At 60.8% G+C, this 16421-nt stretch carries 13 protein-coding genes and 1 other RNA gene; 9 read left to right on the plus strand and 5 right to left on the minus strand.

From position 1 onward, the window contains the following. The first annotated feature begins 59 nt into the window (after positions 1–59). The 3 genes from ligA to ffs all read left to right on the plus strand — a co-directional run bounded on the left by ligA (position 60) and on the right by ffs (position 4032). Positions 60–2417 carry an NAD-dependent DNA ligase LigA gene (ligA, locus tag B7L09_RS27275; protein ID WP_094471478.1) on the plus strand — a complete coding sequence of 786 codons (2358 nt, stop codon included), beginning with the start codon at positions 60–62 and terminating at the stop codon, positions 2415–2417. Positions 2418–2584: 167 nt separating this feature from the next. Further along, positions 2585–3751 (plus strand): zinc-binding metallopeptidase family protein, encoded by a 1167-nt coding sequence (locus B7L09_RS27280; protein WP_094471479.1) that lies wholly within the window; start codon positions 2585–2587, stop codon positions 3749–3751. 184 nt (positions 3752–3935) lie between these two features. Next, an RNA gene (gene ffs, locus B7L09_RS27285) (signal recognition particle sRNA small type) lies at positions 3936–4032 on the plus strand. A 180-nt stretch (positions 4033–4212) separates the two neighbouring features. Here ffs and B7L09_RS27290 read toward each other — a convergent pair. Further along, positions 4213–4527, minus strand: coding sequence for a helix-turn-helix domain-containing protein (locus B7L09_RS27290; RefSeq protein WP_094471480.1), 315 nt, complete (start codon positions 4525–4527; stop codon positions 4213–4215). Between the two features lie 303 nt (positions 4528–4830). On the opposite strand from B7L09_RS27290, the gene B7L09_RS27295 reads away from it, so the two are divergent. Beyond that, the gene (locus B7L09_RS27295; protein ID WP_094471481.1) at positions 4831–6531 is read left to right on the plus strand and encodes a putative bifunctional diguanylate cyclase/phosphodiesterase; all 1701 of its coding nucleotides are present in this window, start codon (positions 4831–4833) and stop codon (positions 6529–6531) included. Positions 6532–6672: 141 nt separating this feature from the next. Here B7L09_RS27295 and B7L09_RS27300 read toward each other — a convergent pair whose 3' ends face one another. Next, a complete protein-coding gene (locus B7L09_RS27300; RefSeq protein WP_094471482.1) occupies positions 6673–7422 on the minus strand; it encodes a substrate-binding periplasmic protein in 750 nt (249 codons plus the stop codon). A gap of 144 nt (positions 7423–7566) precedes the next feature. Between B7L09_RS27300 and dnaX the strand changes: the two genes are divergently transcribed. The 5 genes from dnaX (at position 7567) to B7L09_RS27325 (ending at position 13292) form a co-directional block, all read left to right on the plus strand. Continuing rightward, entirely contained in the window at positions 7567–9660 is a 2094-nt protein-coding gene (gene dnaX, locus B7L09_RS27305; RefSeq protein ID WP_094471483.1) for a DNA polymerase III subunit gamma/tau, read from the plus strand. Positions 9661–9727: 67 nt separating this feature from the next. Next, on the plus strand, positions 9728–10066 hold the full coding sequence (locus B7L09_RS27310; RefSeq protein WP_094471484.1) for a YbaB/EbfC family nucleoid-associated protein: 339 nt from the start codon (positions 9728–9730) through the stop codon (positions 10064–10066). A 255-nt stretch (positions 10067–10321) separates the two neighbouring features. Continuing rightward, positions 10322–11356, plus strand: a complete 1035-nt coding sequence (gene curA / locus B7L09_RS27315) for an NADPH-dependent curcumin/dihydrocurcumin reductase (protein ID WP_094471485.1) — start codon at positions 10322–10324, stop codon at positions 11354–11356. Between the two features lie 65 nt (positions 11357–11421). After that, positions 11422–12024, plus strand: coding sequence for a recombination mediator RecR (gene recR / locus B7L09_RS27320; protein ID WP_094471486.1), 603 nt, complete (start codon positions 11422–11424; stop codon positions 12022–12024). Positions 12025–12143: 119 nt separating this feature from the next. Next, entirely contained in the window at positions 12144–13292 is a 1149-nt protein-coding gene (locus tag B7L09_RS27325) for an acyl-CoA dehydrogenase family protein (protein ID WP_094471487.1), read from the plus strand. Between the two features lie 136 nt (positions 13293–13428). On the opposite strand, the gene B7L09_RS27330 is transcribed toward B7L09_RS27325, so the two are convergent. From B7L09_RS27330 to hemN, 3 genes are all read right to left on the minus strand, one after another. Further along, a complete protein-coding gene (locus B7L09_RS27330; protein WP_094471488.1) occupies positions 13429–13977 on the minus strand; it encodes an adenine phosphoribosyltransferase in 549 nt (182 codons plus the stop codon). Positions 13978–14056: 79 nt separating this feature from the next. Further along, entirely contained in the window at positions 14057–14791 is a 735-nt protein-coding gene (fnr, locus tag B7L09_RS27335) for a fumarate/nitrate reduction transcriptional regulator Fnr (protein ID WP_094471489.1), read from the minus strand. 118 nt (positions 14792–14909) lie between these two features. Next, positions 14910–16292: an oxygen-independent coproporphyrinogen III oxidase gene (gene hemN / locus B7L09_RS27340; protein ID WP_094471490.1), complete on the minus strand. Its 1383-nt coding sequence runs from the start codon at positions 16290–16292 to the stop codon at positions 14910–14912. Positions 16293–16421 lie beyond the last annotated feature (129 nt).

Consider the following 16421-nt stretch of genomic DNA (forward strand, 5'->3'; position numbering starts at 1 on the left):
AAACCGCGTTNACATATTGAGCAGCNTCGGCTGCTCTTTTGCTTTATGAGAGAACACCCATGACCGCCGCCCACACCCGCATCCTCGAACTGCGCGCTGAACTGGATCAGCACAACTACCGTTACCACGTCCTCGACGAGCCGAGCATTCCGGACGCCGAGTACGACCGGTTGTTCCATGAGCTCAAGGCCCTCGAAGCGGCCCATCCCGACCTGATNACCAGCGACTCGCCGACNCAGCGCGTCGGCAGCGCAGCGCTGTCGGCGTTCACTCAGGTGCGCCACGAAGTGCCGATGCTCAGCCTCGGCAACGCCTTCGAAGAAAACGACATGCGCGAGTTCGATCGCCGGGTGACTGAAGGCCTGGACCTGCCGGTGGGCGATCTGTTTGGCGGTGGCGCGGCGGTGGAATACAGCTGCGAACCCAAGCTGGATGGCCTGGCGGTCAGCCTGTTGTATCAAGATGGCGAGCTGGTGCGCGGTGCTACCNGCGGTGATGGCACCACCGGTGAAGACATCAGCGTCAACGTGCGCACCGTGCGCAATATCCCGCTGAAGCTGCAGGGGACTGGCTGGCCCGCCACCCTGGAAGTGCGCGGTGAAGTGTTCATGTCCAAAGCCGGTTTCGAGCGGCTGAACGCCTCGCAGCTGGAAGTCGGCGGCAAGACCTTCGCCAACCCGCGCAATGCCGCGGCCGGCAGCCTGCGCCAGCTGGATTCGAAGATCACCGCCAGTCGCCCGCTGGAGTTTTGCTGCTACGGCATCGGCCAGATTTCGGCGGACATTGCCGACACGCACATTGGCAATCTCAAACAGCTCCAGACCTGGGGCATGCCGATCAGTCGCGAGCTGAAACTGGCGCACGGCATCCAGGAATGCCTGGACTACTACCGCGATATCGGCGAGCGGCGTAACAGCCTGGGTTATGAAATCGACGGCGTGGTGTTCAAGGTCAACAGCATCGCCTCGCAGCGTGAACTGGGCTTCCGCGCCCGCGAACCGCGTTGGGCGATCGCGCATAAATTCCCGGCCATGGAAGAGCTTACCGAGTTGCTCGACGTGGAGTTTCAGGTCGGCCGCACCGGCGCCGTGACGCCCGTGGCGCGGTTGAAACCGGTCAAGGTTGCGGGTGTCACCGTGTCCAACGCCACCTTGCACAACATGGACGAAGTCGCGCGTCTGGGCCTGATGATCGGCGACACCGTGATCATCCGCCGGGCGGGNGATGTGATTCCGCAAGTGGTGCAAGTGGTCATGGAGCGTCGCCCGGACGATGCGCGTCCAGTGCAGATTCCCGAGAAGTGCCCGGTCTGCGGCTCGCATGTCGAGCGCACGCAGCTGGTCAAGCGCAGCAAGGGCAAGGAAACCGTCAGCGAAGGCGCGGTGTACCGCTGCGTCGGGCGTCTGGCCTGCGGGGCGCAACTCAAGCAGGCGATCATTCACTTCGTCTCCCGTCGTGCGATGGACATTGAAGGTCTGGGCGACAAGAGCGTCGAGCAATTGGTCGATGAGGGGCTGGTGAGTTCTCCCGCCGATCTGTATGCCTTGAAGTTCGAGGACATCGTTGATCTGGAAGGCTTCGCCGAGCTGTCGAGCAATAAACTGCTCGCTGCGATCAAGGACAGCAAGACACCGAGCCTGGCACGGTTCATCTACGCCCTCGGGATTCCTGATGTCGGCGAAGAGACCGCCAAGGTGCTGGCGCGCTCGCTGGCGTCTCTGGAGCGGGTGCAGAAGGCTCTGCCGGAAGTGCTGACGTACTTGCCGGATGTCGGCCTGGAAGTGGCTCACGAGATTCACAGCTTCTTTGAAGATGCGCATAACCAGCAGGTTATTGCGAAGTTGCTCGAGCACGGCCTGCAGATTCAGGATCAGGGCGAGTTGGGGGCCGAATTTGCCGCCAGCACGACGCTGGGCGGTTTCCTCGACAAGCTGCACATTCCTTCGGTCGGGCCGGGTGGGGCGCAGAAGCTGGCGGACAAGTTTGGTTCGCTGGAATCGGTCATGAGCGCTGACTGGCTGGACATGCGCCAGGCCTTGCCCGAGAAACAGGCGAATTCGGTTCGAGATTTTTTCGCGATTGCAGAAAATCGCCAGATTGCCGAGTCCGCTGAGAAACAGCTGCGCGATTTCGGCATGCACTGGCAGAGCGAGAAAAAAGTCATCGAAGGCCTGCCGCTGGCGGGCCAGACCTGGGTGCTGACCGGTTCGCTGGAATTGATGAGCCGCGACATTGCCAAGGACAAACTCGAAAGCCTCGGGGCCAAAGTGGCCGGTTCGGTGTCGGCGAAAACGCANTGTGTGGTAGCTGGGCCGGGTGCCGGTTCGAAGCTGGCCAAGGCCAATGAATTGGGACTGAAGGTGCTCGATGAAGAAGCGTTTGTCGATTTCCTGAAAAAACACGACATCCCGGTCTGACCCTGGACTGTGGCGAGGGGGCTTGCCCCCGTTCGGCGACGCAGTCGTCGCAAAACCGGCGCACGCAATCTGTCTGTGATAATGCGATTCACACTGCCAGGTTTATCGTGGGAACGATCTTCGCGCAGCAATGATCTAGTCTTGGCAAGCCCCAGGGAGAGATCGCCATGTACCGCTTCTTCGAACAGCTCAGCTCGCGCATCGCCGCACCGTTCATGGCCGGATCCTCGCGCAACAGCAAGGTGTGGCAGTGCCGCTGCGGGCAGTCGCTGTTCTTTCGCAACAGCCAGTGCCTGGCCTGTTCGGCAGCGTTGGGCTATCAGCCGGAACAGAGCCGCCTGTCCTCGCTGCAACCGGGTGTGCAGGCGGATACCTGGTTGCTTGACGCCGACCCTGACGCCGGTCTGTTCCGACGCTGCGCCAACCTCGATTCCCCGGCCGCGTGTAATTGGCTACTGCCGGCCAATGACCACGATGCGCTGTGCATCGCCTGTAGCCTGAATCGCACCATCCCTGATCTGTCGATTGCCGAGAACCACGAACGCTGGCGCCAGGTCGAAACCGCCAAGCGTCGTCTTGTCGCGCAGTTGATCAGCCTCGGATTGCAGGTGATTCCCAAAAGCGTCGACGAACAGACCGGTCTGGCCTTCGATTTCATCGGTGTCGACCTAGAAGGCAAGCCGCCGACCACGGGTCACGCCAATGGCCTGATCACCCTCGACATCAAGGAAGCCGACGACGCGCACCGCGAAAAGGTCCGGGTGCAAATGCGCGAGCCTTATCGCACGCTGCTCGGGCATTTTCGTCATGAGGTCGGGCATTATTACTGGGACCGGCTGATCGCCAACAGTCATTGGCTGGAACCATTTCGCGGGCTGTTCGGCGACGAGCGTGCCAGCTACGCCGAGGCACTCGAACGCCATTATCAGCAAGGCGCGCCGCTGGACTGGCAGCAACATTGCGTCAGCGCCTACGCGACCATGCATCCATGGGAAGACTGGGCCGAGACCTGGGCCCATTACCTGCACATGATGGACGCCGTCGACACGGCGCTGGGGTTCGGCATGAGCGCGCGGGAGATGGATTTCGACTACCAGCCATTCCCGCTCGACACGCTCTACGACCCCGAGCACCCTGGCGGGCCAGCCTTCCTGTCGTTCGTCAACGCCTGGATCGAACTGGCCGGCATGCTCAACGAACTGTCGCGCAGCATGGGCCAACCGGATTTTTATCCCTTCGTNCTGCCACCAGCGGTCATCGCCAAACTGCACTTCATCCATCTGGTGATCCAGCAGGAGGGCGGCAGGGCGGATGAGGTGTTGCAAGACCTGTAGCCGCCTGCATTCACTTGCAGCAGCCTCGCAAGCTCGACAGCGGCTGCATGACTACGGTGTTCTGCAGACTTTGCATGTCCTTGAACCAGCACATATTTTTTAATCCCCCCGAACGGTTGTAACTTCGTCTNAGATCGGTACAATGGCGCGGCTTGCCGAGAGGCCAGCGTCGTTATGGTGACCCCATCGGTCCCCCCGCAACGATTACCCGTGAACCTGGTCAGAGCCGGAAGGCAGCAGCCACAGCGGGAACATTGTGTGCCGGGGTGTGGCTGGTGGGGTTGCCTCCATAACGCACCGCGAGCCCTCTCTCGCGTTTTCTGTCTGAAAATACTTATTGTGTGTGCTGCCAGGGTGCTTGATCCAGGCGGTTCTTTGTCGTTCCCGATTTCTGTAATGAGCGTAAAAAGGAGGCCGACGTGTCGTATAAGACACGTCGGCCTCCTTTTTCATTTCCGCCACTAAGGCTTGGACAAGGCCTGGTCAACCGCTGCGATCAGCTTTCCCAGATCCTTCGGGGTGGCTTTGTGGATGACACCGAACAGATACGCCCGCTGTTCATCTTCATCGCCCAGATCGGCGAAAAAGGCTTTCAGCTTTACGTCCAGCACGTCGGCAAGCAGGAACAAGGCTTCGACGCTGGGGGTGTAGGTTCCGGTTTCAAAGCGGCTGATGGTTTTGGGGTCAAAACCGGTTTTTTCGCCGAGTTCAGCCTGAGTAAGCCCCGCGACCTTGCGGTAGCGTCGGATGGCCGGACCCAAACTTGAAATTTGCATCGCTCAATTCCCATTTAGAATCAAGAACTTAACGATAGATTTTTGCATTAGGCAACTGCATGATCCATCACCTTGCTTTGCAAAATGTGATGCGTTTCGTAGAATCGCCGCCAATAAGGGGTGATTGGTGATCTGTTTCCCAAAAATGGGCGATGCAAAACCGCCAGCATTGCGCTCCTTTGCCGGCCTTGCACGAGGTTTTTGAGACTAGCCGATCTTCGGTTCTGCGCGGTCATCAAATGCGGGTCATGGAGTGAAAACGTGTTTGCGCAGTCCCACCGCTAGCGACAGCGAGCCTGATTCATGGATGAGAAATACCGCAGGGCCGTGGATGCCGCCGCCATTTTTTCCGAGACTGACCTGAGCGGCCGGATCACCCACGTCAATGATCAGTTCTGCGCCGTGTCCGGTTATAGCCGCGACGAGTTGCTCGGGCAGAACCACCGTCTCCTCAACTCCGGCGTGCACACCGCTGATTTCTTCGCCGGCATGTGGCGAACCATCGCGCTGGGCAACGTCTGGAAGGGCGATATCTGCAATCGCGCCAAGGACGGTAGCCTGTACTGGGTCGAAAGCACCATGGTGCCGGTACTCAATGACGACACCGGACGGGTCGATCGATACCTGTCGATTCGTTTCGACATCAGCGAAAAGCGCCAGCTGTTGCATTCCCTGCAATGGCGGGTCGGGCACGACGTGCTGACCGGGCTGCCCAATCGTGCGTTTCTCTCGGATCTGCTGGACCAGGCGCTGGAGTTCTCCCGGCAGGAACACATCCCGCTCGCCGTCTGCATGCTCGACCTTGACGGGTTCAAGGCGGTCAACGACGGCTACGGTCACGCCAGTGGCGATCAATTGCTGGTGGAAGTCGCCAAGCGTTTGCGCCACATCGTGCGTGGTGAAGATGTCGTGGCGCGGTTGGCCGGCGACGAGTTCGTGCTGGTGTTGCGTTACGTGCGGGATCTGCCGGAATTACGTGCGGCGCTGAACCGGGTGCTGGGGGCGATTTCGGCGCCGTACACGTTGCATGGCAAGGACATCAATGTGTTCGCCAGCATCGGCGTCACGCTGTTTCCCCTCGACCATGAAGATGCCGAAACCCTGTTGCGTCACGCTGATCAGGCCATGTACGTGGCCAAGCAGCGCGGGCGCAACCGATTCCATCTGTTCGACGTGTCCAGGGATCAGGAGGTCAAGGCCACTCACCAGACGGTCGAGCGCGTGCGCCAGGCGCTGGCCGCCGATGAGTTGCGTCTGCATTTCCAGCCCAAGGTCAACATGCGCCTTGGCGTGGTGGTCGGCTTCGAGGCGCTGTTGCGCTGGGAACATCCGCAAAACGGCATGGTGCCGGCCCGGGAGTTTTTGCCGTTTGTGGAAGAGACGGACCTGATCGTCGACATCGGTGAATGGGTGATGGATCAGGTGCTGACGCAGTTGCACCGCTGGCAGCAGGCGGGGCAGGGTTGGCCGATCAGTATTAATATCGCGGCACGGCATTTTCAGCGCGCGGATTTCGTCGACCGGCTCAGGCACGTCCTCGCCCGGCATGCCGACGTTGCGCCGCAGATGCTCGACCTGGAAATCGTCGAGTCGGTGGCGGTCGAGAATATCCAGCACGTCAGCGACTGTTTGCAGGCCTGTCAGGCGCTGGGGGTGCAGTTTTCACTGGGCGACTTCGGCACTGGCTATTCGTCGCTGAGCTACCTCAAGCGCTTGCGCACCCAAACCATCAAGATCGATAAGTCGTTTGTGCGCGACATCCTGGATGATCGCGATGACTTGGCGCTGACCACCGCGGTGATCGGCCTGGCCCGGGCGTTTGGCCGGCAGGTGATCGCTGAAGGGCTGCAAAGTATCGAGCACGGTGAGTTGCTGTTGCGACTGGGGTGTGAAGTGGCTCAAGGCTATTTCATCGCCCGGCCAATGCCGCCTGCCGATGTGCCGGCGTGGGTCGCCGGGTTTGTCGCGCCGCCGCAATGGCAGGCGCTGGATCAGGCGGGCTGAACTTTTGAGACCACCGCTGGACCCCTGTGGGAGCGGGCTTGCTCGCGAAAGCGGTGTATCAGTCGACATCAGCGCTGAATGACACACCGCTTTCGCGAGCAAGCCCGCTCCCACAGGGGCCCGAGTTGATTAGAAAGATCGCTAACGTGGGCCAGGTTCCGAGCCTATATAAAGCCGGATAATGTCATCAATCTCCCCCGACATTTTCATCCGCAGCAACGTGCGCAATATACGTTGCACCGGCACCTTGGGGTCGTTGCGCACGTAGCAGCCGACGCTCTGTTCCTGCAGCACCGCCACGCCTTTGAGTTGCTTGTCGGGTAACAGGCGCTGATTGAACCAGTCCAGTGTCCATTGATTGCTCACGGCATAGCGATAGCGCCCGGCGTGGAGTTTTTCCAGCACCTGTTCCTGGTTGCGCGCGTCTTCGCGGTGCAGTCGGTCGGCATCGAAAAAGGGTTGCAACGTCGGGTAGCTATAGCCGAGTACGGTGCCGATGGCTTGTCGCGACAAGTTCGCCGGCACCACCGAAGGCAGCGGATCGTGCCGGCTGATCAGCATGTCGCGCTGAAACCACAGCGGAATGCTCCAGATGTAGTCGCCGGACTGATTCGGCAGCCAGGACTGCGCGGCATAGCAGCGCACATCGACCTCGCCGTGTTCCATGGCGTTTTGCACGCGCGCCCGCGGTAGCACGTGAAATTCGGCCGGGACGCCGACCTGGGTCGCGAGGCTGAGCATTACGTCGAACAGGATGCCCTGGGTGACATGACCGTGTTCCAATTGCACCATCGGCATCGCCCAACTGTCGGGCACCACAAAACGCAGCGGCGCTTCGGCGGCGGCGACGCTCAGACTTATCCACAGCAGTGCCCCCAAGGCAAAACGCATAAACGCTCCGGTGCTTCACAAACCTGAGCCGATAAAAGCCCCCCAAAGTGCATCTTAGCCAGATTAGACGAGCGCACCGGATGCAATTTTGGCCTTGCTCCGCTAGCATTAGCCGCTTCTGTTCCTTCGTTGCGACGGTTTTCGATGAGTTATCAGGTTCTTGCACGTAAATGGCGTCCGCGCTCGTTCCGCGAAATGGTCGGCCAGACCCATGTGCTCAAGGCTCTGATCAATGCCTTGGACAGCCAACGGCTGCACCACGCCTACCTGTTCACCGGTACGCGGGGGGTGGGCAAGACCACCATTGCGCGCATCATCGCCAAATGCCTGAACTGTGAAACCGGCATCACGTCGACGCCTTGCGGCACGTGTTCGGTGTGCCGGGAAATCGACGAAGGGCGTTTTGTCGACCTGATCGAAATCGACGCCGCGAGCCGTACCAAGGTCGAAGACACCCGCGAGCTGCTCGACAACGTGCAGTACGCGCCGAGCCGTGGCCGCTTCAAGGTCTACCTGATCGACGAAGTGCACATGCTGTCCAGTCATTCCTTCAACGCACTGTTGAAAACCCTGGAAGAGCCGCCGCCCTACGTCAAATTCATTCTGGCCACCACCGACCCGCAGAAGCTTCCTGCAACGATTCTGTCGCGGTGCCTGCAGTTCTCCCTGAAAAACATGACCCCCGAGCGAGTGGTCGAGCATCTGACCCACGTGCTGGGCGTCGAGAACGTACCGTTCGAAGACGACGCACTGTGGCTGCTTGGCCGTGCTGCCGATGGTTCGATGCGCGATGCCATGAGCCTCACCGACCAGGCCATCGCCTTTGGTGAAGGCAAGGTCATGGCCGCCGATGTGCGTGCCATGCTCGGCACCCTCGACCACGGCCAGGTCTTCGACGTGCTGCACGCGCTGATCGAAGGTGATGCCAAGGCTTTGCTCGAAGCCGTGCGCCACTTGTCGGAGCAAGGNCCGGACTGGAACGGCGTGCTCTCGGAAATTCTCAACGTGCTGCACCGTGTCGCCATTGCCCAGGCGTTGCCTGAAGGCGTCGACAACGGTCACGGCGACCGCGATCGGGTGCTGGCACTGGCCCAGGCCTTGCCGGCCGAAGACGTACAGTTTTACTACCAGATGGGCCTGATCGGCCGTAGGGACTTGCCCTTGGCNCCNGACCCGCGNGGTGGTTTTGAAATGGTCCTGCTGCGAATGCTCGCGTTCCGACCGGCGGACACNGCGGACGCNCCGAGACAGCCGCTAAAGCCAGTGGGGATCAGCCAGGCCACAGTTGATTCCGCAAATTCAGTGGCTGCCGCGCCGGTGGTGGCGCCGGTAGTCGCTACGGCAGTTGCCCCCGTTGCCCCTGCGCCTGTGCCGGTGCCTGAGCCCGTCGCTACGGCGGTGCCTGCTCCTGCGCCTGATCCGGTTGCACCCGTTGTAATGGCCGAGCCTGTGGTTGAGCCCGTCGCGGTCGAAGCAGTGGTCGACTTGCCGTGGAATGACCCGGTCGAGCCGGAGCCCGTCCAGCAACCCGCCGTAGAGCCGGTCCTGGAAACCGCCAGCGAACAACCCGATCTGCCGCCCATGCCGTTGCCGACGCCGGACAGCGTGGTGCCGGACGCGCCGGAGTGGGCCGCTGCGCCGATCCCGGAACCGTCTGTGGCCNANGTCGACGCTGCAACTCCGGGCATCGACCTCGACGACGAGCCGCCACTGGACGAAGACTACATCGAGCCGGACATGGATTCGGCCTACAGCTACCTCGATGAACTGGCCAGTGAGCACACGGCCGAACCCGCGCCGGAAGCCGAGCCTGAACCAGCCGCCATGCCCGCCACCGGTCTGGCCCTGCAATGGCTGGAATTGTTCCCGAAACTGCCGATCTCCGGCATGACCGGCAGCATCGCGGCCAACTGCACCTTGATCGCCATCGATGGCGACCATTGGCTGTTGCACCTGGACCCGGCCCACAGCGCGCTGTTCAACGCGACCCAGCAACGCCGGCTCAACGATGCGCTGAACCAGTACCATGAGCGCACGCTGACCCTGAGCATTGAACTGATCAAGCCGGAGCAGGAAACCCCGGCCCAGGCTGCTTCCCGTCGTCGTGCGAACCGTCAGCGCGAGGCTGAGGAGTCGATCCACGGTGATCCGTTCATCCAGCAAATGATGCAGCAGTTCGGTGCGGTGGTTCGCAACGATACTATTGAACCTGTCGAAGCCCTGGTCAGTCAGGGCTAATAACTGAAGGCGGTTGGCCCCAAGGGCCGGGCGCTGTTTAAATCCAAGTACTTTTGAGGTGATTCCCATGATGAAAGGTGGCATGGCCGGCCTGATGAAGCAGGCGCAGCAGATGCAGGAAAAAATGGCCAAGATGCAGGAAGAACTGGCCAACGCCGAAGTCACCGGTAAAGCCGGTGGCGATATGGTCAGCGTGGTGATGACCGGTCGTCACGACATCAAGCGCGTGACCATCGACCCGAGCCTGGTTGAAGGCCTGAGCGAAGACGACAAAGAAATGCTGGAAGCCNTGTTCGCGGCGGCCGTCAACGATGCCGTGCGCAAGATCGAAGCCAACAGCCAGGACAAAATGTCCAACATGACCGCTGGCATGCAACTGCCACCGGGTATGAAACTGCCGTTCTGATTCGCCAAAGCGCGTCGGATGAGCTACAAAAAAATGCCAGGCATCGCGCCTGGCATTTTTGTTTTTGTCAGGCCAGGTTAATCCCTGTGGCGAGGGAGCTTGCTCCCGCTGGACTGCGCAGCGGNCCCCCCGNTTCGCGACCCAGCGGGAGCAAGCTCCCTCGCCACAATGAAAGGCAGAAACATCGAACGCCACAACGCCACAAAGGTCTGCTCCCCTATACCACCGAATTCATCGATCACAGGAGACGCTCACATGCCAGACGCATTGACCCTCAACCAACGTATCGTCCTGGCGTCCCGCCCCGTAGGCGCGCCGACCCCGGAGAATTTTCGCCTGGAACGGGAAGCACTGCCGGAACTTGCCGGCGGCCAGGTCCTGCTCAAGACTCAATACCTCTCGCTGGACCCCTACATGCGCGGCCGCATGAGTGACGCGCCGTCCTACGCCGCGCCGGTGGAAATCGGCGAGGTGATGACCGGAGGCGCTGTCAGCCGCGTCGAGCGCTCGCTGAACCCGAAATTCCATGAGGGCGATCTGGTGGTGGGCGCCACCGGCTGGCAGAGCCACAGCATCAGCGACGGTCGCAACATCATTCCGGTGCCAAGCGGTTTGCCGTCCCCGTCGATGGCACTGGGTGTGCTGGGCATGCCGGGTATGACCGCGTACATGGGCCTGATGGATATCGGTCAGCCCAAGGANGGNGAAACCCTGGTGGTCGCGGCCGCCTCGGGCGCGGTGGGTTCGGTGGTCGGCCAGGTGGCGAAGATCAAAGGCCTGCGCGCCGTAGGTGTGGCGGGCGGTGCGGAAAAATGCCGCTACGTGGTGGAGGAATTGGGGTTCGACGCTTGCGTCGACCACAAGAGCCCGAACTTCGCCGATGAACTGGCCCAGGCGTGCCCCGAGGGTATCGATGTTTACTACGAGAACGTCGGTGGCAAGGTGTTCGACGCGGTGGTGCCGCTGCTCAATGCCAAGGCGCGGATTCCACTCTGTGGACTCATCGCTTCCTACAACGCCCACGAAGCGCCGACCGGCCCNGANCGTCTGCCGGCGCTGCAACGCACCTTGCTGACCAAGCGCGTGCGCATCCAGGGCTTTATCGTGTTCGATGACTACGGTGATCGCCAGCCTGAATTCCTCAGCGCCATGGCGCCGTGGGTGCGTGATGGCAAGATCAAGTTCCGCGAAGACGTGGTCGAGGGCCTGGAGCAGGCGCCCGAAGCCTTTATTGGTTTGCTTGAAGGGCGCAACTTCGGCAAGTTGGTGGTGCGCGTCGCGCAGGATTGACCATTTGACGCTAATCCGGGGCGCGGGTATAAACCGCGTCTCGTTGTTTTGTCGGACGTTTCCCCATGAGCTTCAGCCCTCTGATTCGCCAACTGATCGACGCCCTGCGCACCTTGCCGGGTGTGGGCCAGAAAACCGCCCAGCGCATGGCGCTGCAACTGCTGGAGCGGGATCGCAGCGGTGGTTCGCGACTGGCGTCGGCACTGAGCCAGGCGATGGAAGGGGTGGGCCATTGCCGGTTGTGCCGCACGCTGACCGAAGACGACCTGTGCCCGCAATGTGCCGATACGCGCCGTGACGACACCTTGCTCTGCGTGGTTGAAGGACCGATGGACGTCTACGCCGTGGAGCAGACCGGTTTCCGTGGTCGCTACTTTGTACTCAAGGGCCATCTCTCGCCGCTCGACGGGCTGGGGCCGGAGGCCATCGGTATTCCGCAGTTGCTGGCGCGGATTGAAGAGGCGGGCACGTTTGCCGAGGTCATCCTGGCCACCAACCCGACCGTGGAAGGTGAGGCGACGGCGCATTACATCGCGCAGTTGCTGAGTAACAAAGGTTTGATTGCCTCGCGTATTGCCCACGGTGTGCCATTGGGCGGTGAGCTGGAACTGGTGGATGGCGGGACGTTGGCGCATTCGTTTGCCGGGCGTAAGCCGATAGCCTTGTAGTGTTTGAGGAGCCGGCTTGCTGTCGATCCAGGCACCTCGATCCAGCTGATTCACACAATCCTGTTGAAAACCAAGCAAGCGCTCGGTTAACTTCGCTGAACCTTCAGTGGAGTTCGCCGATGCCTGCCTTTCAGGAATACTTCGATCCCAGCCACCAATTGGTCCGCGACAGCGTCAGACGTTTTGTCGAGCGTGAGATCCTTCCGGACATTGATCAGTGGGAGGAAGCAGAAAGCTTTCCCCGCGAGCTCTATCTCAAGGCAGGCGCTGCGGGGATTCTCGGCATCGGTTACCCCGAGAGCCTGGGCGGCAGTCACGAAGGTGATCTGTTTGCCAAGGTTGCCGCCAGCGAAGAGTTGATGCGGTGTGGCTCCGGCGGCCTGGTGGCCGGCCTCGGTTCGCTGGATATCGGCCTGCCGCCGNTCGTCAAATGGGCGCGGCCCGAGGTGCGCGAACGTGTCGCGCCGCAGGTGTTGGCCGGCGAGAAGATCATCGCCCTGGCCGTTACCGAGCCCGGTGGTGGCTCCGATGTGGCCAACCTGCAAACCCGCGCTGTGCGTGATGGCGAGCATTACCGGGTGAGCGGCAGCAAAACCTTTATCACCAGCGGCATCCGTGCCGACTTCTACACCGTAGCCGTCCGCACCGGCGGGCCGGGCTTTGGCGGTATCAGCTTAGTGCTGATCGAAAAAGGCACACCCGGTTTCACGGTCGGTCAGCCGTTGAAGAAAATGGGCTGGTGGGCGTCGGACACGGCTGAGTTGTTCTTCGACGATTGCCAGGTGCCTGTGGGCAACCTGATCGGTGTCGAGAACATGGGCTTCGCCTGCATCATGGGCAACTTCCAGAGCGAACGCCTGGCGTTGGCGTTGATGGCTAACATGACGGCGCAGCTGGCGCTGGAGGAAAGCCTNAAGTGGGCCGCCCAGCGCGAAGCCTTTGGCAAGCCCATTGGTAAATTCCAGGTGCTCAAGCACCGCCTCGCGGAAATGGCCACGGCCCTGGAGGTGTCACGGGAGTTCACTTACCGTCAGGCGGCGAAGATTGCGGCGGGGCAGAGCGTGATCAAGGAGATTTCCATGGCCAAGAACTTTGCGACCGACACGGCTGACCGGATTACCACGGATGCGGTGCAGATCCTCGGTGGCCTCGGTTACATGCGCGAGAGCCTGGTGGAGCGGCTGTATCGGGATAACCGGATCCTGTCCATTGGCGGCGGGACGCGGGAAGTGATGAACGAGATCATCAGTAAGCAGATGGGGCTTTGAATCTTGTGGTGTAGCGGCTGACGCCATCGCAGGCAAGCCCGCTCCCCACAGGATTATCGTCAGACACAAATCTTGTGTACGGCGTAGATCACTGTGGGAGCGGGCTTGCCGCGATGGCGTCAGTGAGAACGCCGCCTTACTTCTCGCTCAACGAAAACTGCGTCAGGCAAAACGTCGGAATCCCCATCTCTTGCAGCCGCTGCGAACCACGCAGCTCCGGCAGATCAATAATTGCCGCCGCTTCATGAACCCGCGCGCCCATGCGCCGAATCAGGTTCGCCGCCGCGATCAGCGTACCGCCGGTGGCGATCAAGTCATCGAACATCAGCACCGAGTCGCCTTCACACAGGCTGTCGGCGTGCACTTCGAGGAAGGCTTCGCCGTATTCGGTCTGGTAACCCTCGGCCAGCACGTCGGCCGGCAGCTTGCCCTGCTTGCGGAACAGCACCAGCGGCTTGTTCAGCTGATAGGCGAGCACCGAGCCGATCAGGAAACCACGCGCATCCATCGCGCCGATGTGCGTGAAGTCCGCCTCGACGTAGCGGTGGGCAAAGCTGTCTGCCACCAGCCGCAGGGCCCTGGGCGATTGGAACAGGGGCGTGATGTCACGAAAGATCACCCCAGGCTTGGGGAAGTCGATGACGGGGCGAATCAGGGATTTGATGTCGAAGGATTCGATGAGCATCGTCGAGGTGTCCTGGCAGGCTGCAAACGACGCAGTATAACGGCGGCTGAACCGTTTCGCTCAGCCGCAATCATTGTCATCAGCCTTCGAGCGAGCCACCGGCCAGTGCGCAGAGCTGGATCGGGTCGAGGATATGGATTTCCTTACCCTCGGCGGCGATCAATTCGTTTTGCTGAAAACGGGTGAACACGCGGGACACGGTTTCCACCGCGAGGCCCAGGTAATTGCCGATTTCATTGCGCGACATGCTCAGGCGGAACTGGTTGGCCGAGAACCCCCGGGCGCGGAAACGTGCCGACAAGTTGACCAGGAACGTGGCGATGCGCTCGTCGGCGGTTTTTTTCGACAGCAGCAACATCATCTGTTGATCGTCACGAATCTCGCGGCTCATCACGCGCATCAACTGGCGACGCAGTTGCGGCAATTGCAGAGCCAGTTCATCCAGGCGCTCGAAGGGGATTTCGCAGACTGATGTCGTCTCCAGCGCTTGTGCCGAGACCGGGTGCTTTTCAGTGTCCATGCCCGACAGACCGACCAGTTCGCTTGGCAGGTGGAAGCCGGTGAGCTGTTCTTCGCCGCCGTCGCTCAGGCTGAACGTCTTCAACGCTCCCGAACGTACTGCATAAACGGAATCGAATTTGTCACCCTGGCGAAACAGAAACTCGCCTTTTTTCAGCGGGCGACCGCGTTTAACGATTTCGTCCAGCGCTTCCATGTCTTCCAAATTCAATGAAAGTGGCAGGCATAGCGGGGCCAGGCTGCAATCCTTGCAGTGAGTCTGGCTGTGAGCGCGCAGTTTGACTGGCTCGGACATTTCTTAAATCCTTGTGGGAAAACACACATAAGCCGTAAGGGTAACTCACGGGAGGACAGTCAGGCACGCGGCGATTTTGCCGCAGGGTCGTAAAGCCAGCATTTTGCTATCCGGCAAGCTAGATCACTCGTGAAAACCGCTGGTGATTGTGTTGTTGCAGATAGGCATCGAAGACCATGCACACCGATCGCACCAGCAATCGACCGGCGGGCAGTACGTTGATTCGCTCATTGTCGAGGCTGATCAAACCGTCATCGGCCATGGTCTGTAGCTGCGGCCACAGGTCACCGAAGTAACCGCGAAAATCGATGTTGAAGGCCTGTTCGATGTCCGCAAACTCCAGGCTGAAATTGCAGATCAACTGCTGAATCACCTCCCGCCGTAATCGATCATCGGCGTTGCACAGCAGGCCACGGCTGGTTGCCAGTTGGGCGGAGGCCAGCGTGTTCTGATACTGATTCAGATCGCTGTTGTTCTGGCAGTAGAGATCGCCGATCTGACTGATGGCCGACACCCCCAGCCCGATCAAATCGCAATGGCCGTGAGTGGTGTAGCCCTGAAAGTTACGCTGCAGGGTCGATTCTTCCTGGGCAATCGCCAGTTCATCGTCGGGCAGGGCGAAGTGGTCCATGCCGATGTAGCGGTAACCGGCAGCGGTCAGTTGTTCGATGGTGCGCTGCAGCATTTCCAGCTTCTGCGCCGGCGTCGGCAACTCGTTGCTGTTGATTCGCCGCTGCGGCATGAAACGCTCCGGCAGGTGCGCGTAGTTGAACACCGACAGGCGATCCGGCTGCAGCGCAATGACTTCGTCGACCGTGCGGGCGAAGTTTTCCGGGGTCTGCTTCGGCAAGCCGTAGATCAGGTCGATGTTGATCGAGCGGAATTGCAGGGTCCGGGCGGCATCGATCACNGCGCGGGTTTCTTCCAGACTTTGCAGGCGGTTGACCGCCCGTTGCACCTCGGGGTCGAGGTCTTGCAGGCCAATGCTCACGCGGTTGAAGCCCAGTTCACGCAGCAGGCCCATGGTCGACCAGTCGGCTTCGCGCGGGTCGATCTCAATGCCGTAGTCGCCGGAGTCATCATCGAGCAAATTGAANTGCTNGCGCAGGCTTGTCATTACCTGGCGCAGTTCGTCGTGGCTGAGAAAGGTCGGGGTGCCGCCGCCAAAGTGCAGTTGCTCCACCGGCTGTTTCGGGTCGAGGTGGCAGGCCACCAGCTGGATTTCCTGCTCCAGTCGTTGCAGATAGGCCTGGGCGCGGCCACGGTCCTTGGTGATGACCTTGTTACAGGCGCAGTAGTAGCAAATGTTCGCGCAGAACGGCACATGCACATACAGCGACAGCGGGCGCACGGCCTTGCGGCTGTCGCGCAGGGCGTGGAGCAGGTCGAAGGTGCCGACCTGGCTGTCGAATTGTACGGCGGTGGGGTAGGACGTGTAGCGCGGCCCCGCCAAGTCGTAACGGTGAATCAGATCTGTGTCCCAACGAATGGCGTCGAGCATCATGCGGGCGTTCCCCCGGATAGGCTGGCAGTGTCCGCAAGTCTATGGGGTGCGACGTCGGGGCATCTTGATTTGCATCAACGGTCAGGATTTGTGNTGNCNGTTCGGGCCTCATCGCGGGCAAGCCCG

Origin of the sequence: Pseudomonas mandelii (genome assembly GCF_002251635.1) — a bacterium.
Classification (GTDB): Bacteria; Pseudomonadota; Gammaproteobacteria; order Pseudomonadales; family Pseudomonadaceae; genus Aquipseudomonas; species Aquipseudomonas mandelii_B.

Excerpts from the sequence above, each read along its gene's own strand:
- B7L09_RS27290 (WP_094471480.1), bottom strand. The coding sequence starts at position 4,527 with ATGCAAATTTCAAGTTTGGGTCCGGCCATCCGACGCTACCGCAAGGTC.
- recR (WP_094471486.1), top strand. The coding sequence starts at position 11,422 with ATGAGCTTCAGCCCTCTGATTCGCCAACTGATCGACGCCCTGCGCACC.
- fnr (WP_094471489.1), bottom strand. The coding sequence starts at position 14,791 with ATGTCCGAGCCAGTCAAACTGCGCGCTCACAGCCAGACTCACTGCAAG.
- B7L09_RS27330 (WP_094471488.1), bottom strand. The coding sequence starts at position 13,977 with ATGCTCATCGAATCCTTCGACATCAAATCCCTGATTCGCCCCGTCATC.
- B7L09_RS27300 (WP_094471482.1), bottom strand. The coding sequence starts at position 7,422 with ATGCGTTTTGCCTTGGGGGCACTGCTGTGGATAAGTCTGAGCGTCGCC.
- B7L09_RS27295 (WP_094471481.1), top strand. The coding sequence starts at position 4,831 with ATGGATGAGAAATACCGCAGGGCCGTGGATGCCGCCGCCATTTTTTCC.